Source organism: Arthrobacter sp. TJ-265 (genome assembly GCF_058269135.1).
This window is the reverse complement of sequence record NZ_JBZCND010000001.1, coordinates 1,304,646-1,322,575: the sequence shown is the minus strand read 5'-3', so window position 1 is coordinate 1,322,575 and position 17,930 is coordinate 1,304,646. Positions and strand designations below refer to the sequence as shown.

Sequence of the window (17,930 nt, the reverse complement as noted above, 5' to 3'; positions counted from 1 at the left end):
TACAGCATTCGGACGACTCCCTAAGATTGGGCTGGTGTGCGCCCGTCACCACCGATGGCTCGGATACCCTCAAGTGCCTATCAACGACTTCCCTCAAGTTGTACGTGCTGAGAACTACTTTCGGGCACAGCTCCCGGGGAAGCTCATCTTCTACGACTCCCCTGAAATGAGGTTCGGCGCGGAATGTGCGACAGTTGCTTTTGGCCGCGCCGAAATCGACGTCAGGCGCGGCACCTCGAGCACCGCGCCAGGCGCCATGTGCATTTATCCAGAACAGGTCGCAATTGCACAACTCTTCTCGCAACGGAAATTCCTCAACGAAATGTTTCGCCCCGACCTAGAGGACAATCGTCGCCGTCAAGTGATCGAACGAGAGCTAGCGCCCATATTACTTCCAAATGCGTCGGAACCGTTGCGGGCGGTCTCCCGCGCCAGTCAATTGATACTGACTGAGGTGCATTCCGTCCGCGTGTTCGATCAACGAAGATATGAAGAGGTTGCAGATCCGCCAATTATCAGTCTCCGCAACTATTGACTGCAGACCAGGCTGGACGAGGCGCCTTACACCCAACTAAACTCTTCAGCGGACTATCCCTGACTAGCTTGACTGGGTACAGAGAGCATTTTAAGTGACACGGTTCACGGAACGAGGTCGCAGCACGAAACAAATTAGTCGGAGCGTCTTCCTCGAGGCATCCTGTTCCGAGAACGAAACCCCGGATCCACTTCCCTACTTGAGGGCGAGGCGGGCAGCACGCTCCGGACCTCACTCAGGCCGTCGACCGCGGCCGAGACTTAAGCGCTCCTGCATCCCAGGCACAGGCGTTCGGGCCCTCCCTAACGACCATCGCGTTCACCGTTCGGATTACGCTGAATTTGTCGGACGCAGAGGCAATGTCCTAGGCCCGGCTGTACTCGCACCTTTTTTGTCGCCCCGACGCCTTTACTAACACGCCCGCTTTCACCCGCCGGTAGGACGCCTGGGCCGAGGAATCTGTCGAAGAAGGTATCTCCTCAGGTAGTGAGGCGACTCCGTGAAATGGCGCTTTGCGACCACTATCAATCCTCTGTCTCCTCAGATGCTGCTTTGACATCCCCGCGTAAAGGGTTCGTTCGAGTTCGCACATAAGCACGGGCGATGTACTCCTCGAGCTTGGCGCGTTCAATACGCCAATAGCCGCGGCCGCCGATCTGCATCGCCGGCAGGTCTCCTGAGGCGATAAGTGCCCGAATCGTGCTGCGCTTGGTGTTTAGCTCGTCAGCTACCTGCTGCACGGTGAGGAATCGCGGCAGCTTTAGCTGCTTATCGCCCAAGTGGTGGTCTGTCATTGGCCCAACATTCCAGATAGCGAACAGTACTTCGCCTAGTAGCACCGTACGTAGTGGCCACGAGATCGCACCGCATGGTCTTGCTGCCGGTCCTCCGTTGCCGAAGCGATGAAACTCTCTTCGATTGGGGCGCCAGCGATAACCCCTGGGAAGCGTGAATCGTGGGCACCCAACGGCTGCGGGAGCGAATCTTATTCTGATATGAATGAGTTCGCAGTCGTGCCGCCAGAAATAAAGTGGGATCTGGTGGTTTGCGCTTCCCCATTGGTGATCCCGTGGGATTCGCTCCGCTTTCGCGCATGGGTCATGCGAGCTCCTAACGAACGGTGGCGGCCACCGTTGACGCCTCCTGCGTGGGTTTTCCTGTGACCCCGCCGCCGATCTCGACAACACCAGACGGGGTAAATTCATCGTCCCCCTCGCGACCTGCCTTGTCCAGTGCCGACTTGGGCTTTCTGCGCAGGACCTATCTTGCTGCAAAACATTTCTGATCGGAAAGTGCGGATACCGTAGCAGGTTGATGGATTGCAGCAAGTGGATCCGGCCACCCAACTGGAATCGTCAAGGCCCAACAGCTCCGCTCCCGCGGGCTTAGCACTAATCGGGCTCACCGAACGAGTGGCTGTATGGGCAGCAGCATGCGCTCCATTGAGCGAGTGCGCATCCTGGTGTTCCCCCGGTACTCCCCCGGACCGAAAACGAAACGTATGCGCTACACGTGCGGTCGATGCTCATCGGCGGCTCTGGAAGGCCGGTTTTCTGTAGCGATACCCCGTGCCACAATCTATGCTCCACTTCTACTCGTCAGAGACGAGTTCCGCTACGTTGGGTTGCATGGGGCACCTTTTGGGCTACGTACGAGTGTCGACGACCGATCAGGACGCCGCGCTGCAGGTAGACGCGCTCAAAGCCGCCGGCTGCTATCGGGTGTTCGTGGACGCCATCTCCGGATCCCTCGATCAGCGTCCCGAACTCACCAAGTTGCTGGATCAGTTGCGTCCGGGTGACACGCTCGTCGTCTGGCGGCTTGACCGGCTTGGGCGTTCCATCCGACACCTCATCGACCAGCTCACTGCCCTTCAGGACAAGGGCATCGGGTTCAAGTCCCTGCAGGAGACCATCGACACGACCTCACCCGGCGGTCGACTGGTCTTCCACGTCTTTGCAGCTTTGGCCGAGTTCGAACGCGACCTTATCAAGGAGCGCACCAACGCCGGTCTTGCCGCGGCCCGGGCCCGAGGCCGAGCTGGCGGGCGCGCCATGCGGCGCGAGGTGTCCTTGCCATCACGCCTGTGATCAAGACTGACGGGCCGAGGAGACGGTTAATCGCCCTGCTCGATCGGTTCCCAGCGCGGGTCGAGCGCGTAGTCCTGTCGGCGCTTCTCCAACGCTGCCTGCACCTGACCGGGCGCGTCGTCACCGGCAAGGAGTCGGAGCCTGCCGGCGTCGTTATTGGCAACGTAGGCGAGGACCGCCGCGGCGATGTCTGCAGGTGCTGTTCCCCCGGCGGTACCGTCGACTGGCCACGGGACCTCGGGTGCCCCGAAGAGAGTCTGGCGGAGGTCGTCGTAGGGGCGCATCGGTTTCGCGAACCGCATACTGCCGCCGGCCCAGTCGGTGTCGATCGAGCCGGGCTGGACGATGGTCACCCGGACCCCGAAGGCGGCGATCTCGGCGGCCATCGCCTCGGTCCATCCCTCGAGGCCCCACTTCGCCGCGTTGTAAAGACCGAGAGTCGGCATCGTCCCCACGGCGCCGACCGTCGAGATCTGGACGATATGGCCTACCCCCTGCTTCCGCATCACGGGAAGCGCAGCCTGGCAGAGCCACAGGGGACCGAGGAGATCCGTGTCGAGGAGCTCCCGAACCTCCTCTTCGGACGCTTCCTCAATCGCTCCGACAAGACCGTAGCCGGCGTTGTTCACCAGAACGTCCAGGCGCCCGAACTCCGCAACAGCGACGTCGACGGAGGCCGCCGCGGCGGAGCGGTCGCGGACGTCGAGCCGGTGGACGCGCAGTCGGTCGTGCGCGGGCAGGGAGTGCTCGCCCCTGACGGTGGCAATCACCGCGTGTCCTTCTTCCAACGCGGCAAGCGCAAGGGCGCGCCCGAGCCCGCGTCCGGCTCCCGTGATCATCCAGGTCTGCGAAGTTGTCATGGTCGCAGAATAACCACGGTCGACGATGACGTGCGCCGGCCCGCTGGCACGTCGACGATCACCACCGACGGCCGCTCCTTATGGACCCGATCCCCGGCGAACCGATCCGCCCTCGAAGGCATCGTCCAAGGGGCGATGTCGAGCGGCGCAGTGTTTGTGGCAACGCTGTCCTCGGTTACAGCCCGACGTCCTTCCGCGAAGTGAGCGCGAGCCGTTCGACGAGGTCATCAGGGATCGGATTGTTCGCAGGAAATGTGATGCCGGTCTTGGTCGCCTTCAGCCCGACGGCAGCGATGTCTTCGGCATGGGCGGTGATGGCGCCTGGGGAGAGATACAGGCCGCATTGCTTACTGAAGGCAGCGTAACTGGCGACGATTGATCGTCCGATCCGGAATCCGGGCATGTTGTATTCGATGACCTCCTCCGCGTCCGGCAGTGTGCGCGCGAGCCGTGCGCGCAACGTGGCCAGCAGTGGGCGGAACCGTTCCGGAGCAGCAGCGATGTACGCGTCGTGGTTGGAGACTGTCATCCCACCATTTTTCGACACTGAGGCCTCGTCTCTCAACAGCGGGGCCTCGCCGTGTGACTGTCGGTTCGGTGATGGCCGCGCTCGGGTACGGGTCGACGGTCGATTCGCCTCCGCCTTTTCGCGCATCCCGATCCGCTATCGCGCACCCGTAGGTCGATCCTCCAGTGGGCGGGTCTCGTGCGGCGGTGGTGTGTTGGTTTAGAGGTGGGCAGTGAGTATGGTGTGCCCGCGATGGAGGATTTTCGTGATGGTCAGCCGTTCCCGGTGGGTGAACTCTGGGCTGTAGTGTTCCCCGGCCGGGGTGATGCTTTCGAGGTTGTTGCCGTAGAAAAGCTTGTCATAGCAGGCAGAGGCTTCCGGCCCCCGGTCGTCCAGGGACGCTCCGACACTACGGGCTATGTCGTTGAACAGGTTCCACGCGTTGAGGATCTGCGCGCAGACTGCCTCCGAGGCCGGTAGTTCGAGCAGCTGGTCCAGTCCATCCAGGTTTTGCGGCTCCTCATCGCCCGTCTCCAAGGCCAGACCATGCCGGTCTGCCACCGCTTCAAACCCGTCCGCCGGGGACACGGTCACTACCCTGCCACTGTCGGTGAGGACGCAGTCGGTGTCCTCTGACGAGTCTGAGTCAATGCCTGACTATCGGACTCTGAGTGGAGACCACGTTCGAAGTCGGACTTGAGCCCACCCTCGCGCGATAACTTGCCAGTGCACTAACCGATTAGAAGTTCGTCAACGGAGGCGGACAGAACGCAAGGTTATCGGCGATTCTTTGTACATTGCATCGTGGGCGCCGCGACGACACCTGCTCACTCTTCTCGTTTCCAGAAACCTGTACCAGCAGAAGAGCAAAGTTTCTTATAACTCCAAGATCAACATCGCGTGCTGACGAAAAAACATCCCATAATTACGCGGCATCGTACAGGGTTGCATACCGCAGCGATGTCGTAGTGCATACGCCCGTCACGTCCAAATCTCCTGCTGCACGAGTGCTGCGAGAGTCTTTAACTTCCGCTCGTCCCCCCTACTAAGGTTCCGCGGCTTGTCATCGACGATGCACAGCGCACCTATTCTCGACCCTCCAGGTCCGATGATGGGGTGCCCGGCGTAGAACCTGATACCCATTGGTCCAACGACGAACGGGTTGTTTCGATATTGCGGGTCTTCCAATAGGTCGGGTATGACGAGAGTTCGGTCATGTCTGATCGTCTCGTTGCAGAATGCGAGGTGGCGAGGCCTTATCTGAGCGGGCGCACCAACAATTACCTTGGTGAGGAAGTATTCCATGCTAATCAATGTGATTGCGGCTCCTAGCGCCTCGAAATGGTGCTGCGCGATTTCCGGCACCCGTGCAGCACATTCCGTAACCGGCCTGTGCAAAAGGCTGGAGGCTTCCAGGGATTCCAAGCGCTCTGCCTCCTCGTAATCGCGTCGGAACGCGCTGGGTGGACGTGGCCCTCTCCAGTGGCTTGTCAGCACGTCTCCGTCCAATTCGCTGAATGCGTATCCTGCCGCGGCCGCAATGCTGGAGCTGCTGTAGGGCGCACGCCGCCCCCGGTGCCCAAAGTACGGGTCGTGCAGTATCTCGTTGACGGCGTGCGCAAGAAGGTCGCGCTGCAGTTGCGGAAGAACGGCCGACCCGGCAAGGTAGTTGCGCACCTGCGGCATTGAATTCATGCCGCCCATGTCCCAGTACGCTCGGTAAATCCGTTCCAGGTTCAGTCCGTGCCGTGATACGAGATCCCCAGTAACGCCCTGTTGCACGTCGCCGTCGCTCATAATTACTCTTACCCCAAGCCCCTCAGCCGCACCCTCGTTGGTACAGTCCAACCGTATAGGGGACCCCGCTAGATTCACCTCCGCAGCGAACCGGCGCGCCCATGTGTCCTCCGCCCCTAGGCAGCTGCATGTTGGTCCGCATGGTGGTAGGGCGTCTCGGACACAGGGTGGCTGACCCTGACCGAAGTCGTCGATCATGCCGAGCGCACGGCCCGCTCCGTCGACGTTCCCATCTACTGCGACGCCGACGCGGGCTTCGGCGCGCTGATCAATGTGCAGGGCACGGTGTCTGAATTCGTCAATTACGGCGTCGGCGGCATCCATATCGAGACCAGCGGGAACCGAAAAAATCCGGTGGTGCGGCTCGGATTGAGTTGGTCTCCGACACGGAGGCTATTGGACGGTTGACTGCCGTAGTCGACGCGCGAGACCGCCTCGACAAGGACTTCGTGATCGTGGCCCGCGCCGACGGATACAGTGCCGCCGGCGGTGGCGTCGACGAGGCAGTTCGCCGCGCCCTGCTTTACAAAGCGGAAACCGGTGCTGATGTCATCTTTTATGAGGGCTTCGACACCTGGGGGCAAGCCGAACTCGCGCTTAGGAACGACCATGCCCCGCCTACGCTATCGACGTTCCGATAATCGGACGCAGGACAGTGCCCGGGATGACAGCCGTCGGCCAAGCGATCCAACTGGTGCCATTTGTGCTTCCAAATATCAACGAGGTGTGGCGTCTGCTCATGCGGGTGAAGACGTCAGGCGAGGCGACGCCCCTCGCGGAGTACATCAACCAGATGAACGCAGATCCCGACAGTCTCGGCTGGGGCGCCTCATTCGGCCGCCCGACCACGGACCACGTGCGCGAGACCGAGAAGAAGTACTCCCCGCAAACGGCCCAGCGCGACTAAGACAACAACGCCCCCGTAGCAGAGAAGTACTAATGGCTGAGCAGCTCAATTTCGGTGGTCGCGTTGCCATCGTTACAGGCGCGGCTGTCTTCATCAGGGGATAACCGCGCTCAATTACCGTGCTCAGGCCGGTCCGAAGCGTGCTTCGCGGCACGGTCTGGGTGCTTCTCCACGGCGAGGTGGGCTTCGATCAGTTTCGGTGTGATGTCCCGAGCCAGCGAAACTGCACCGGTGCACCCCGCATCGTATAGCCAGTAGGCTCCGGTGCCTGCACCGGTCGTGGCGACCGTAGTGACAAGTCCCAGGCGGTACTGGAACCACGACTGCCGGAACACCCAGCCAATAACTGTCCGCCGCTGGATCACCGAGGTGGCCCGCCGTACAGTGCCGTAACGCAGCAGCAACAGATTCGGCTCCAGCCGGTGACCGAGCGCGCGGTAATTATCGTCCGCGAAAACCAGCGTGAGGGCCAGGACCAGCAGGCCCGCCACCGCGAACGCTCCCAACTGCGCCTGCACCGTATCCGGAAAGAAAACCCAGATGGTGAGCAGTAACAGGCTTGTGTAGAAGCCCGCCCATCGGTAGCGCTTATACCGGGCCTGCACGGGGTGCCCGGTCAGGTCCGCGAGATCGACCTTCCGGCCTAGAACGGCGGAGGCCGCCCGGGCCGCGTGATCCGCCGGGGCCAGTGGCAGCAGGGTTCGGCGGCGTGCCGCCGGCAAGCGCCGTGCAAGGGTTTCCTGTGCGCCGGTGCCCGTACTGACAGCTAGCAGCCGAGCCCGGTGCAGTAACCGTGGCACTAGCGGCTGCACGAACTCGACCCCCCGCAGCCGCGACTCCTGCAGGCTCAGCGACCGGCTCACGATCAGCCCGTGGCGGATCTCCAAGCTGCCGCGGGGGGTGCGCTCCAACCTGAACCCCCACCAATACTCGAAGTACACCAGCACCGCACCCAGGACGGCCACCACAACCGGCACCAACACCAGAACGCGCGCAGCTGCCAGCAGGTCGACCTGCTCGGTGAGCGCCCACCGCAGGGTACGCACCCACCCGAACCACCCCACGAACAACTGATAGAGCAGTGCGTAGGTCCCGGCCCAGATACTCAACGACAATGCCGTGAAGGGAGCCCATAATGCCCAGCGGGCACGTCCGCGGGCCAGTACTCCCGACCTGGCCGTCACGGGCCGGACGTGCTCGAGCAGCTCGGTGCGCAGCCCGTGGGCCACCGCCGTGGGCAGCCAGGCGAACACCATCGAGGTGTCCCGGCCCGTCTCCCCCGTTCCGAGGTGAACCTGGGTCAGTCCCAGCGGGCGGGCCAGCACCCCGCTATGCAGCATTACGCTGCGGACCCGCCGCCGGTCAACGGAAGTGCGGCGCCGAAACAACCAGCCGGTCCTCAAGCGCAGTGTCCGCTCCTCGACGGCGTAGAAAGTGGTGACCCACCGAATTACCTGGTGCAGCACCACGGCAACGCTAATCACAGCGCCCGCCGGGTAAAGATACTCGCCGACGAACCACTCCTCGAAGGGCACGGAGGAACGAAGCAGCATCACACTCAACCATGTCCACACCACCTGCGGCACGGACCCGGCCACGATCGACCGTGGGTCGATGCGCCGCCACATGGGTCCTGCTCCGGTCACGTCGCCTCCCCCAGCGCCTGCTCCGCCGCGCGCTCCAGATCGTCCGCGACCCCGGCGGCAAGCTCCCGGTCCAGGCCTACGATCACCAGCGGGCCGTAGGAGGAGGCGCTGGATACAAGGACCGAGGACAGGCCCAATATCAGCTCCAGCAGGTTGCGGCGGAGGTGAACGGACTGAATCCGGGCAGTCGGCGCGAGCTGCCAGGAAATGCGCAGTAACCCGTCGCGCACATACATCGCCTCCGTCCCAATCTCCCACCGGTGGATCTGGTACCGGATAGGTGGGGCCAGAAACACCATCACCGCACCGATCACCAGCAGGACCAGACCCAGCCTGTCCAACCACACCAGGACATCCGGAACCCGAGGCAGAAGCCGGGGAATACCGGCAAACCAGCCGGGCACTGCGTCCTGGACCCAGCGCACTGCCAACCAAGCCCCGCCCCAGCGCAACAAGGCGCTCAAACTCCAGTACAGGAGCGCCCGGGGGTCGACGCGGCGCTCCGGGACCCGCAGGCCTAAAGATCCACTCGCAGGTGACATACCGTCCCCTCCACATCTCAAGAACCGGCCCAGCAGCAGGTGCACCGTCACCGCAACAGCCTGTATTCGGCCGGACCAGGCACCAGAACATTATCGGCGACCTGCCGACGCTAACCAGTGAATGTGATCCACCGGACCTCGATGTGATCGCGGTGGGAAGTTCCCTCCGAGGGATGAAGACACCACTGATCACCGCGACATTCCATGGGCCGGTATCTGCTGTGCGCAGGTCAGGCAAGAACTCCGCCGCGTCCCTGGGCCGGAACGCCGGCGGAAATCTGCTTGAACCCTGTAGTCAGCGCCAAGGAAAGTGACGGGGTCGTGCTTTGACCGGTGAGGCTAGAGGACTAGTCCATTCCGGTGCGACCGGGCGCGATGTCCGAAAAAGCCTTGCAATTCAGAGAGTCTGCGGCCTGGCGGATCGGCAGCCAGAGTGACATGCGCTCCCTGCGATGTGCGTCCATATCTCATCGAGCAGGCTGTCGAGCAGAACACGGCCCACACCGTGGCCCTGATGACTGGGCAGGTTGGTCATGTCCGTGATGAGGAAGTACCAGCCACGGACCGGATTACGGGGGTGTCGTCTTCCGGGGGCGTGCTGAGGTGCACCGGGACTGGTGATTTGGCGCGAAGGACGACCCGGTTGCACAGAGCAAACATTGCACGCCCTTACCCGGGAGCACATGAGCGCACATAGAACCTGCGTTACTTCCAACGCCAGCGTCTGGCACTTGGACGCCCTCCCCACGCGTCAACGGCGTACGGATGGATTCCGGATATTGCGGCTGGCGGGCTTCATCCAAGCCCATTCATGATGTGCAGGCGGCACCGTCGCGGTTGGACGTTCATCCGCGGACAGCACTCACTAGGGGTCGGAGGTAACGAGTATGCGACGTTGGCTGATGAAAACTTAGCTCTACGCCTACATGTGTTACGGCGCGTACGGCGCGTAGTAGGGCAGTGTGTCGTCCATGACTGGCACCAGGATTGTCATGGAGTGACCTGGGAAGCTCAGCATCATGGGTGCCATTGATCCTGGGTCGGTTCCCGCGCGCTCAAGTACCAGTGGCTTTGCATCCTCAAGCTCAACTGAACCCTGCCCAGGAACGAGGATGCTGGCGCCCGCTCCTGCAACGTCGACATCGAGCATCACATCTTCTGGGCTTTCGTTGATGAGGGTGCCGAGGACCCGACCTCGCTCTTGCCCGGAACCGGCGACGATCACCATGTTTCGTAGCACGATATTTTGACTCGATGCGTTCGTCCCGTCGGTCACCGAGTCGTTCATCGCGGTGCCGACTGGGTTGGTGAAGGCACATCCGCAAAGCATCATGCCACTCGTTAGGGCTGCGACGCTGGCAAGGGCATGCCTGCTTTTCATGAGCAGTCTGTCAGAACCGTGCCCGCCAACACCATGTCACTCATCATTTCATTGGAATGCTCTTGGTGACCAGCTCTGCCGCGATAACGATGGCCATGCCGTAAGTGCACGCTTGCTGCCGCTGCGAAGGTCCAAGGATGGTGTCACCCGTTTCCTGAAGCGCCGACAGTGGATCCGGAAGGGATTCTCGCCGCCGATGCTAGCGTCCCCCGAAAAAGCAGCTTTGGGCAATACTTGCCGGTGGAACCGGCTTATTCTCCGCCAGGACATCCCGGCTCTGGCGGTGGGCGGGCGGGCGTGCTAAACCGGATGAAGCTTGACCAATCATCCAAACAGAGTGCGGGAACCGCAGATCCCTCGAGCTGATCCTGCGCCGGCGGCGGAAGGCACATAATCATGGTTACCTATAAAATCGGCTACTTTGTTGGCAGCCTTTCAAGCAGCTCCATCAACCGCACTTTGTCTCAGGCGCTGGTCGGGCTCGCACCTGAGGAGCTGGAATTCACCGAGATCTCCATCCGGGACCTCCCCTTGTACAGCCAGGATTACGATGCGGACTATCCGCCCGAGGGACGGGCTTTGAAGCAGGCTATCGAGGCTTCCGACGGGATCCTGTTCGTTTCCCCGGAGTACAACCGGTCCGTCCCCGGTGCCTTGAAGAACGCCATCGACTGGGGCTCCCGGCCCTGGGGCACCAACTCCTTCGCCCGTAAACCGACCGGCATCATCGGCGCCTCCCCGGGCGGCATCGGCACGGCTGTGATGCAGTCCTCCATGCGCAGTATCCTGAGCTTCCTCGATGCCCCCCAACTGAACTCCCCCGAGGCCTATATCAGTTTCGACCCAGAGGCCTACGGCGCCGACGGTGAGGTCACAAACGAGGGGACAAGAGAGTTCCTGCGCCATTACATGGATGAATACGCCGCCTTCGTCGCCCGTGTTCTGGACGCGGCCTCCCCTGGTCACATCGGCGACGATCATCCCGACTCAAGGAAATAGCACCGTGTGGCCGGACCCCGGAGCGACCTGTACCGGCATGAATTTGGCGGTGTTTCACTGGCCGCAGTGTTCCTCCTACCCGTTTCCCTCGTCGACTCTGTCGTAAGGGAGGGTTGGGCAACGGGATAGCGGGCCATTTCGTCTGCAGTTTCATGTTTCGGGGGCGGTGGGGCCGGACCCGGCGCTTGCAGCGAGAGCTAGCAGGTTGCCATTTGTTGGCGGCGGGACGGTCACCTCCCGATCCACAGATTGCCGCCGGCGGGAGTCGAGAGTCTCATCCGATGATGGCCCTTGTTCCGCCGAGAGGACAGCCGGGGGAAGACGTACACGCCTGTCCGGGCGAGATCCGGAGCAGGAATCAGCAATTCCGGGACCCCTTCCCTTGGGACAGTCGGTGCGTCCCCGCCGCAGCAGCGGATAGCTCCTGGCGCTCGTGCGTCCCTTGCTTCGACCAGATCCACGGCCGGGCCTCCGACCGGGCCCTTTAGAATGAGAAATCCTTCTTCAACTCGACCACGGCCCTGCTGATGCGACGGGGGAACATGTGATGGACTCTTACGAGCACGACACAATCCACGTTGACCGGGTGTATATGGGCCCGGTGTGGACGAGGGTGACTTTCGTGCGCACCCCCGGAGCGCGTGCGTTCCTTCTGATCGGGGGCATCGGAGTGTCATCCCATTACTTTGAGCAGCTCGCCCCGCACCTGAAGGCGCATGGACCCGTGTACGCCTTGGATCTCCCGGGATTCGGCGGTGTCCCCCACGGCAGGAAAGCCCTATCCATTCGGAACTACGCAGACCTTGTCGAACGAGTCCTCATCGAGAAAGACCTCCGGGATCCTGTGGTCCTCGGGCATTCGATGGGCACGCAGATTGTCGTGGATCTCGCCGCCCGCCGCCCGGACCTGAGCACTTTGGTGTTGATCAGTCCTGTCGTCGACCCTGAGGCGAACAGGACCATCACTCAGGCGATACGGTTCGCCCGCGCCAGCTGGCACGAATCGGCGAGGGTGAAGTTCTTGGCCGTCACCGCGTACCTCTCCTGCGGCTTCTCCTGGTTCTTCCGCGTCCTCCCCAAGATGATGAATTACCGCATCGACCAGAGCGCCCGGAAGGTCCGCGCCGACACGCTGATCATTCACGGTGAACACGACGCCGTCTGTCCCCGGGACTGGATCGATCGGCTCACCGACCTCATGCCCTCGGCCCGTTCACAGGAGATCAGCGGAGCAGCCCACTCGGTCATGCACGCCTATGCCCGGGAAGTAGGGCAGCTCAGCGTCCGGCACGCCAACCTGCACACTGACCACCCGCCGGAGATGGACTCACAGCGCTCCGGGAACGACCGGGAGCAGGGCGTCTCCGCCCCAGAAAAAGCATCCGCCGTCCTCCAGGAAATCAAGGGGGTGGTCCTCGAAATCGCCGGAAACGTCCAGGACGACGACACGAAAGTCGCGATGGGACGCACCGCCCAAGCAACCGCCCGTGCGAGACTGCAGCCAAAACCGGCCCCGCCTACATAGCGGCCGCATCGAGCAACGAGCAAAACTCCGCTACAGTCTGCAATCCACTCATCCGGCGGCCGGCGGCCGGCGGCAAGGATCGTCGAACCGGCGCGTGAGGCCGCGGCACCCGGCCAGTTCGAGGTAACCCGTCGGGTCGGATCTGGAGGAAGGCGATACGGGTCAAACGGTGCAGTGCGCCCGCTCCCGCAAGCCGCTTCATGGACGGCGGGATAGCTCACATTGCGTTGTGTGCGGTTCGGCCCATGGGTGCATCTGTCAGGGTGCCGGCAATTTTCCCCTGATCTGCTCCCGGGACCGAAGTGCTGTCGTGAACCGACCACCGGTACCGGTCGAGGTGATCGCTTTCCTGAGGTGATGTTCCGTGCCGCCACTTCGCGGAAGTAGGCTTTCCGGAACGAGTGTGGACTCCATGAGGAGGCGTCATGACTGCTGCATCGTCCGTGCTGGCCGGGCTGGAGGAGGTCCGGTCCTGGCAGGAGGACCTCTACCGGGACCTGCACCAGCATCCGGAGCTCTCCCATCAGGAGCACGCCACGGCGCGGAAGGTCGCCGAGCGGCTCGAGCAGTCCGGCTTCGAGGTGTACACGGAGGTGGGTGGCACCGGCGTGGTGGGGGTACTGCGCAGCGGAGACGGCCCCACGGTGCTGCTGCGGGCCGATATGGACGCGCTACCGGTGAAGGAGACGACCGCCCTTCCCTACGCCAGCACCGTTACGGCCACCGACGGCGACAGCGAGACCCCGGTCGCCCATGCGTGTGGTCATGACGTGCACGTGGCCTGTCTGCTGGGCGCCGCGCACCTGCTGGCGGAGGTTGCCGGCCACTGGACGGGAACCGTGGTGGCGCTGTTCCAGCCTGCGGAGGAGACCGGCGACGGGGCCCGCGGCATGGTCGAAGACCAGCTCGTCTCAATCATTCCCGCCCCCGATGTGGCACTGGCACAGCACGTCCTGCCGGCACCGGCAGGGACGATCGGTACCCATGCCGGACCGGTGCTCTCGGCTGCGGACAGCCTGCGGATCACCGTCTACGGGCGCGGCGGACACGGGTCCATGCCGCAGGCCACTGTCGATCCGGTGGTGCTCGCGGCGATGATCGTGGTCCGTTTGCAGACCATCGTGTCCCGCGAGACGCCTCCGGGAGAAACCGCGGTGCTCACCGTCGGCAGCGTTCAGGCCGGTACGAAGAGTAACGTCATCCCCGACCGAGCCGTGCTTCAGCTCAATCTCCGCACCTACAGCGATCACACCCGCCAAGCCATGCTGGAATCGATACGGCGCATTGTGCGCGCTGAATGTGACGCATCGGGTTCACCGCGCAGCCCCGAGATCGAACTTTTTGACCGCTTCCCGCTCACAGACAATGATGCGGCAGCCACCGAGCGCGTGGCCGAAGCCTTCGCCGGTTTCTTCGGCGACCGGGCCGCCCCGATGGACCAGCAGACCGCCAGCGAGGACTTCAGCGACATACCCAACGCCCTGGGCGTGCCCTACACATACTGGGGCATCGGCGGCACCGACCCGGAACTCTACCACCGGGCCGCGGACGCCGGACGCATCGCCGAGGACATTCCGGTGAACCACTCGGGGGACTTCGCTCCGGTGATCCAGCCGACCCTTGACACCGGAACCCAGGCACTGGTGGTCGCCGCCCTGGCTTGGCTTGCTGACTGAGTGAGTTGCTGAGCGACCGTACCGGAAGTGCCGGCAGGCGCGTCAGGACTGTTCCGGAGACTCTGACTGTCGGCGGGTCCCGGGTGGGCGGGGTGCGTTGAGGTTGAAGCGGACACCGAACAGCCGGAGGAGCAGGCATGCACCGGCCGCGACCAGCGCGGCTGGCAGATTCGGGATTCCGACCTCGCTGGCGAGGACCGCGATGGCGGCCCCGGTGGAGGCGGGAACAGCGTAGAGACCCGTGCTAAGCACGGAGGGAATCTGGCCGATCAGGGTATCGCGCAGCGTCCCGCCGCCCACGGCGGTGATGGTTCCCAGAATCACCGCCTGTGCAACGCCCATCTCAAAATCCAGAGCCTTGGTGGCCCCGGTGACAGCGAAGACGCTCAAGCCGACGGCGTCGAGCACCATGATCAGTCCCGCAAAATGGCCAAGATACCGGCTGAGGGTGAAGGCGATGAGCGCCCCGCCAGCGGCCACCAGCAGGTATAGCCCGTCCTGGAAGGTCGCAGGTGGGAGGTCGTTCAGAAGGATGTCCCGAATGGTTCCGCCGCCCAAGGCAGTGATCATGCCCAGGGTGATGACCCCGACGATGTCCAGCCGGACAGCATGGACCGCGGTCAACGCCCCGTTCAGGCCGAAGGCGAACGTCCCGGTCAGATCCAGCACGAGTAGCAAGGACGATTCAGCGCTCATCTCGGTCCTTCAGCGGTCGTGACGGGAGAGGTGCCGTCGGTCCGTCATGATGTTGACAGTACCGGCAGCGAAGCGGCTCCACACCGGAAGTCCGGGGGTGGACCGGCCAGCGGGCCTGTCTGGGCTGAGGAACTATGAGGCCCAGATACACCGGTTGGTGAACTATTGGATGAGCAGTTGACATGATTGCGTCCATCACGGGGCAGCAGCCCGCCTGACCGGCAACCTTGATTCGCGAGGCTTCGCCGCTGACGGTCCAGCGCGGGCCGTGGAGGCTATTGTCACTACTCGCCGCCTTTGGTCCCGGCTCCCGGTCGTTCTGCGGCACGGGTCCGGCGGAAGCGCTGGAACCGGGCGATGACCTGCTCCCGGGTCAGCTCCTTGCGGCGGGCGTACTTCTTGATTTCCCACGGGTAGTAGTACGGCCGCCAGGCGATCTCGTCGTCGTCCTCCCACTGCCGGCCCCCGAGATAGCGCACGAGGCTGTTGAAGAACGCCACGATCGGCACCGCGAATAGCGCCCCGGCTATGCCGAAGAGGATGGAGCCGCAGGCTACCGACAGGAACACCGCCAGCGGATGCAAAGAGACCGCCTTGCCCAGCAGGATCGGCTGCAGGACGTTGCTCTCGAGTTGCTGGACCACTAGCACCACCGCGAGCATCAACAGCGCATTCGTCGGACCGTTGGCCACCAGTGCCACCAGCACCGCCACAGCTCCGGTGGCGACCGCCCCGACGATGGGAATGAAGGACCCCAGGAACACGAGGATGCCGATCGGCAGGGCCAGCGGCACCCCCAGCAGGGCCGCCCCGACCCCGATCCCGACGGCGTCAATTACTGCCACCAGGCTCTGTGCGCGGGCATACTGCACCAGTGCGGTCCAGCCGTGCCGACCTGCTCCGTTGACTGCTGGTTGGACGTTCTGCGGGAACAGCTGGACCAGGAAGAGCCAGATCCGCTCCCCGTCCAGCAGGAAGAACAAGAGCGTAAAGACCAGGATCACGATGCCCGTGACGACAGTGCCGGCCGTGGAGCCAAAAGAAACAGCTCCGGACAGGATGGCCTCGCTGTTATCCCTGATCGTGGCACCGAAGTCGTTGATCCAGTCATCGATGCTGTCGGCGGTGAGATTCAGGGGCCCGTCTTCGAGCCAGCCGATCAGCTGCTGGGTGCCGGCCAAGACGCTGTCGGAAAGCTGCGCAAAGCCGATCACGATCTGCCGTCCCGCCACCACCAGCAGACCCACCACGAAGCCGATCAGGCCCAGCAGGACAGCCGCTGCAGCGAAGCCGTTGGGCAGGTGTTTGCTGCGCAGCCACCTGACCAGGGGGAAGAGCAGGCCTGCGATCAGGCCCGCGATGAGCACCGGAATGATGACTACGGTGAGCGTCGAGAGGAGGTAACCCAGCAGCCCTGCGGCGCTCAGGATGATGATCAGCCGCCATGACCATGCGGCGGCGACCCGCACGGGCAACGTCACGCTCCCTGAGGGACCCTCGGGCCGGGGGACGGGTTTTCGGTCTACCCCCGGACCGGAGGAAGGATCCCCGCCGTGGAATGTCGAAGGCATAACCTTATTTTGGCACGGCCGCCGGCCACCATCTCCGCCTGCTGCGGACCACGGGCAGCCGGGCAGCCGGGTAGCCGCGGGCTTCTTCAGGCTGATGCCTGCCACGCGGACGCGTTACCGCTGCTGGCTGGTGCCCGTTCTCGGGCAGGGCCCATGCCGGCTTTGCTGAGGCAATCCGAGCGTGCGCACCTTCTGCCGCGCACTGGCTGGACTCACAGGAAATTTTTCAGCGAGGGGGCGAAAGCAGCGCTCCTCTATCGTGCAGCGCGCAGGCCGGTGCGTCTCACCGGGGGTCCTCGTCCGGGCTGTCCTGGGCGCACCGGAAGCCGATGTGCGTCGTGGCGGTGTCGCGGTCCTGCGGCTGGCGGGCCGCCGGGCGGTAGCGCAGGCAGTATTCAGGGGCGCAGAGGTGGGATCCGCCCTTGACCACGAAGCTGTCGCGGGGATGTTCGGGGCCGGTGTGTGGGGTGCGAGGACGGGACGGCACGCAGCAGGGCGAGGCCGCCTGGTGGCGGGTGGTCCACCGGTCGGCTGTCCACTCCCAGGCATTACCGATCAGATCCACGGCCCCATAGGGATTGGGCGGGTAGGTGCCCACCGGGGAGGTGGTGGTCCAGCCGTCCTCGCCGGTGTTTCCGTAGGGAAACGGACCCTGCCAGGTGTTGGCCAGGTGTCTTCCGTCCGGGTACCGTTGGCTACCCCAGGCGTACGGGGTGTTTCCGGTGCCCCCGCGGGAGGCGAACTCGTGCTCGGCTTCGGTTGGCAGGCGCTTCCCCGCCCAGGCCGCATAGGCGGCGGCGTCATCTAAGGACACCTGGGTGACCGGGTGGTCGGCCCGGTCCTCCAACACGTCCGATGCTGGGCCCTGCGGACACCGCCAGGAGGTCCCGGGCACCCAGGACCACCACCTCGAAGGATCACGCAGGCTCACCGGTCCCCCTGTCCCGGTGAACACGAGCGCGCCGGGAACAAGCATCCGCGGGTCCACCCCGGGGTACGCCTGTGGGTTGGGGGCCCGCTCGGCAACGGTGAGATAACCGGTCTCTTCGACGAAGCGCGCGAACTGCGCCACGGTGACGGGCGCCCGGTCCAGCAGGAAGGTGGGTACGCGTACCTGGTGGACGGGTCGTTCCTCCGGATAGAAATCCTTTGAGCCCATCGAAAAGGTCCCGCCGAGTATCAGGACCATTTCCGGCG

19 protein-coding genes are annotated in these 17,930 nt (G+C 63.5%); 8 read left to right on the top strand and 11 right to left on the bottom strand.

What is annotated here, in order from left to right; genetic code table 11:
- The first annotated feature begins 73 nt into the window (after nucleotides 1–73).
- Nucleotides 74–535, top strand: coding sequence for a hypothetical protein (locus tag AC4D2E_RS06365; RefSeq protein WP_490952002.1), 462 nt, complete (start codon nucleotides 74–76; stop codon nucleotides 533–535).
- Nucleotides 536–1,059: 524 nt separating this feature from the next.
- On the opposite strand, the gene AC4D2E_RS06360 is transcribed toward AC4D2E_RS06365, so the two are convergent.
- Complete coding sequence (locus AC4D2E_RS06360; protein ID WP_490952001.1) at nucleotides 1,060–1,329, bottom strand: helix-turn-helix domain-containing protein; 270 nt, start codon at nucleotides 1,327–1,329, stop codon at nucleotides 1,060–1,062.
- A gap of 834 nt (nucleotides 1,330–2,163) precedes the next feature.
- Between AC4D2E_RS06360 and AC4D2E_RS06355 the strand changes: the two genes are divergently transcribed.
- The gene (locus AC4D2E_RS06355; protein ID WP_490952000.1) at nucleotides 2,164–2,625 is read left to right on the top strand and encodes a recombinase family protein; all 462 of its coding nucleotides are present in this window, start codon (nucleotides 2,164–2,166) and stop codon (nucleotides 2,623–2,625) included.
- 26 nt (nucleotides 2,626–2,651) lie between these two features.
- Here the strand turns inward: AC4D2E_RS06355 and AC4D2E_RS06350 are convergent, their stop codons facing one another.
- The 4 genes from AC4D2E_RS06350 to AC4D2E_RS06335 all read right to left on the bottom strand — a co-directional run bounded on the left by AC4D2E_RS06350 (nucleotide 2,652) and on the right by AC4D2E_RS06335 (nucleotide 5,790).
- Entirely contained in the window at nucleotides 2,652–3,485 is an 834-nt protein-coding gene (locus tag AC4D2E_RS06350) for an SDR family NAD(P)-dependent oxidoreductase (protein ID WP_490951999.1), read from the bottom strand.
- 175 nt (nucleotides 3,486–3,660) lie between these two features.
- Complete coding sequence (locus AC4D2E_RS06345; protein WP_490951998.1) at nucleotides 3,661–4,014, bottom strand: iron chaperone; 354 nt, start codon at nucleotides 4,012–4,014, stop codon at nucleotides 3,661–3,663.
- 198 nt (nucleotides 4,015–4,212) lie between these two features.
- A complete protein-coding gene (locus AC4D2E_RS06340; RefSeq protein ID WP_490951997.1) occupies nucleotides 4,213–4,581 on the bottom strand; it encodes a hypothetical protein in 369 nt (122 codons plus the stop codon).
- 393 nt (nucleotides 4,582–4,974) lie between these two features.
- Nucleotides 4,975–5,790 carry a GAF domain-containing protein gene (locus AC4D2E_RS06335; RefSeq protein WP_490951996.1) on the bottom strand — a complete coding sequence of 272 codons (816 nt, stop codon included), beginning with the start codon at nucleotides 5,788–5,790 and terminating at the stop codon, nucleotides 4,975–4,977.
- Nucleotides 5,791–5,961: 171 nt separating this feature from the next.
- On the opposite strand from AC4D2E_RS06335, the gene AC4D2E_RS06330 reads away from it, so the two are divergent.
- The 3 genes from AC4D2E_RS06330 to AC4D2E_RS06320 are packed head-to-tail and all read left to right on the top strand — an operon-like array spanning nucleotide 5,962 to nucleotide 6,697.
- Nucleotides 5,962–6,198, top strand: a complete 237-nt coding sequence (locus AC4D2E_RS06330) for an isocitrate lyase/phosphoenolpyruvate mutase family protein (protein WP_490952332.1) — start codon at nucleotides 5,962–5,964, stop codon at nucleotides 6,196–6,198.
- Nucleotides 6,165–6,431: an isocitrate lyase/phosphoenolpyruvate mutase family protein gene (locus AC4D2E_RS06325; protein ID WP_490951995.1), complete on the top strand. Its 267-nt coding sequence runs from the start codon at nucleotides 6,165–6,167 to the stop codon at nucleotides 6,429–6,431. The genes AC4D2E_RS06330 and AC4D2E_RS06325 overlap by 34 nt, the downstream gene beginning before the upstream one ends.
- A gap of 23 nt (nucleotides 6,432–6,454) precedes the next feature.
- Nucleotides 6,455–6,697, top strand: a complete 243-nt coding sequence (locus tag AC4D2E_RS06320; RefSeq protein WP_490951994.1) for a hypothetical protein — start codon at nucleotides 6,455–6,457, stop codon at nucleotides 6,695–6,697.
- 110 nt (nucleotides 6,698–6,807) lie between these two features.
- Here the strand turns inward: AC4D2E_RS06320 and AC4D2E_RS06315 are convergent, their stop codons facing one another.
- The 3 genes from AC4D2E_RS06315 to AC4D2E_RS06305 form a co-directional block, all read right to left on the bottom strand.
- Entirely contained in the window at nucleotides 6,808–8,325 is a 1,518-nt protein-coding gene (locus AC4D2E_RS06315) for a PH domain-containing protein (RefSeq protein WP_490951993.1), read from the bottom strand.
- A gap of 14 nt (nucleotides 8,326–8,339) precedes the next feature.
- The gene (locus tag AC4D2E_RS06310; protein WP_490951992.1) at nucleotides 8,340–8,807 is read right to left on the bottom strand and encodes a PH domain-containing protein; all 468 of its coding nucleotides are present in this window, start codon (nucleotides 8,805–8,807) and stop codon (nucleotides 8,340–8,342) included.
- Between the two features lie 1,009 nt (nucleotides 8,808–9,816).
- Nucleotides 9,817–10,266: a hypothetical protein gene (locus AC4D2E_RS06305; protein WP_490951991.1), complete on the bottom strand. Its 450-nt coding sequence runs from the start codon at nucleotides 10,264–10,266 to the stop codon at nucleotides 9,817–9,819.
- Nucleotides 10,267–10,662: 396 nt separating this feature from the next.
- Here AC4D2E_RS06305 and AC4D2E_RS06300 point away from each other — a divergent pair, with 396 nt between their 5' ends.
- The 3 genes from AC4D2E_RS06300 to AC4D2E_RS06290 all read left to right on the top strand — a co-directional run bounded on the left by AC4D2E_RS06300 (nucleotide 10,663) and on the right by AC4D2E_RS06290 (nucleotide 14,466).
- A complete protein-coding gene (locus AC4D2E_RS06300; RefSeq protein WP_490951990.1) occupies nucleotides 10,663–11,265 on the top strand; it encodes an NADPH-dependent FMN reductase in 603 nt (200 codons plus the stop codon).
- A gap of 547 nt (nucleotides 11,266–11,812) precedes the next feature.
- Nucleotides 11,813–12,790, top strand: coding sequence for an alpha/beta fold hydrolase (locus tag AC4D2E_RS06295; protein WP_490951989.1), 978 nt, complete (start codon nucleotides 11,813–11,815; stop codon nucleotides 12,788–12,790).
- Between the two features lie 425 nt (nucleotides 12,791–13,215).
- Nucleotides 13,216–14,466 carry an amidohydrolase gene (locus AC4D2E_RS06290; protein ID WP_490951988.1) on the top strand — a complete coding sequence of 417 codons (1,251 nt, stop codon included), beginning with the start codon at nucleotides 13,216–13,218 and terminating at the stop codon, nucleotides 14,464–14,466.
- A gap of 42 nt (nucleotides 14,467–14,508) precedes the next feature.
- On the opposite strand, the gene AC4D2E_RS06285 is transcribed toward AC4D2E_RS06290, so the two are convergent.
- From AC4D2E_RS06285 to AC4D2E_RS06275, 3 genes are all read right to left on the bottom strand, one after another.
- Nucleotides 14,509–15,162 (bottom strand): trimeric intracellular cation channel family protein, encoded by a 654-nt coding sequence (locus AC4D2E_RS06285; RefSeq protein WP_490951987.1) that lies wholly within the window; start codon nucleotides 15,160–15,162, stop codon nucleotides 14,509–14,511.
- A 284-nt stretch (nucleotides 15,163–15,446) separates the two neighbouring features.
- Nucleotides 15,447–16,643, bottom strand: coding sequence for an AI-2E family transporter (locus AC4D2E_RS06280; protein WP_490951986.1), 1,197 nt, complete (start codon nucleotides 16,641–16,643; stop codon nucleotides 15,447–15,449).
- A gap of 373 nt (nucleotides 16,644–17,016) precedes the next feature.
- Nucleotides 17,017–17,922, bottom strand: coding sequence for a formylglycine-generating enzyme family protein (locus AC4D2E_RS06275; RefSeq protein WP_490951985.1), 906 nt, complete (start codon nucleotides 17,920–17,922; stop codon nucleotides 17,017–17,019).
- Nucleotides 17,923–17,930 lie beyond the last annotated feature (8 nt).

Excerpts from the sequence above, each read along its gene's own strand:
- AC4D2E_RS06360 (WP_490952001.1), bottom strand. The coding sequence starts at position 1,329 with ATGACAGACCACCACTTGGGCGATAAGCAGCTAAAGCTGCCGCGATTC.
- AC4D2E_RS06355 (WP_490952000.1), top strand. The coding sequence starts at position 2,164 with ATGGGGCACCTTTTGGGCTACGTACGAGTGTCGACGACCGATCAGGAC.
- AC4D2E_RS06350 (WP_490951999.1), bottom strand. The coding sequence starts at position 3,485 with ATGACAACTTCGCAGACCTGGATGATCACGGGAGCCGGACGCGGGCTC.
- AC4D2E_RS06345 (WP_490951998.1), bottom strand. The coding sequence starts at position 4,014 with ATGACAGTCTCCAACCACGACGCGTACATCGCTGCTGCTCCGGAACGG.
- AC4D2E_RS06335 (WP_490951996.1), bottom strand. The coding sequence starts at position 5,790 with ATGAGCGACGGCGACGTGCAACAGGGCGTTACTGGGGATCTCGTATCA.
- AC4D2E_RS06320 (WP_490951994.1), top strand. The coding sequence starts at position 6,455 with ATGACAGCCGTCGGCCAAGCGATCCAACTGGTGCCATTTGTGCTTCCA.
- AC4D2E_RS06315 (WP_490951993.1), bottom strand. The coding sequence starts at position 8,325 with ATGTGGCGGCGCATCGACCCACGGTCGATCGTGGCCGGGTCCGTGCCG.
- AC4D2E_RS06305 (WP_490951991.1), bottom strand. The coding sequence starts at position 10,266 with ATGAAAAGCAGGCATGCCCTTGCCAGCGTCGCAGCCCTAACGAGTGGC.
- AC4D2E_RS06300 (WP_490951990.1), top strand. The coding sequence starts at position 10,663 with ATGGTTACCTATAAAATCGGCTACTTTGTTGGCAGCCTTTCAAGCAGC.
- AC4D2E_RS06295 (WP_490951989.1), top strand. The coding sequence starts at position 11,813 with ATGGACTCTTACGAGCACGACACAATCCACGTTGACCGGGTGTATATG.
- AC4D2E_RS06290 (WP_490951988.1), top strand. The coding sequence starts at position 13,216 with ATGACTGCTGCATCGTCCGTGCTGGCCGGGCTGGAGGAGGTCCGGTCC.
- AC4D2E_RS06285 (WP_490951987.1), bottom strand. The coding sequence starts at position 15,162 with ATGAGCGCTGAATCGTCCTTGCTACTCGTGCTGGATCTGACCGGGACG.
- AC4D2E_RS06275 (WP_490951985.1), bottom strand. The coding sequence starts at position 17,922 with ATGGTCCTGATACTCGGCGGGACCTTTTCGATGGGCTCAAAGGATTTC.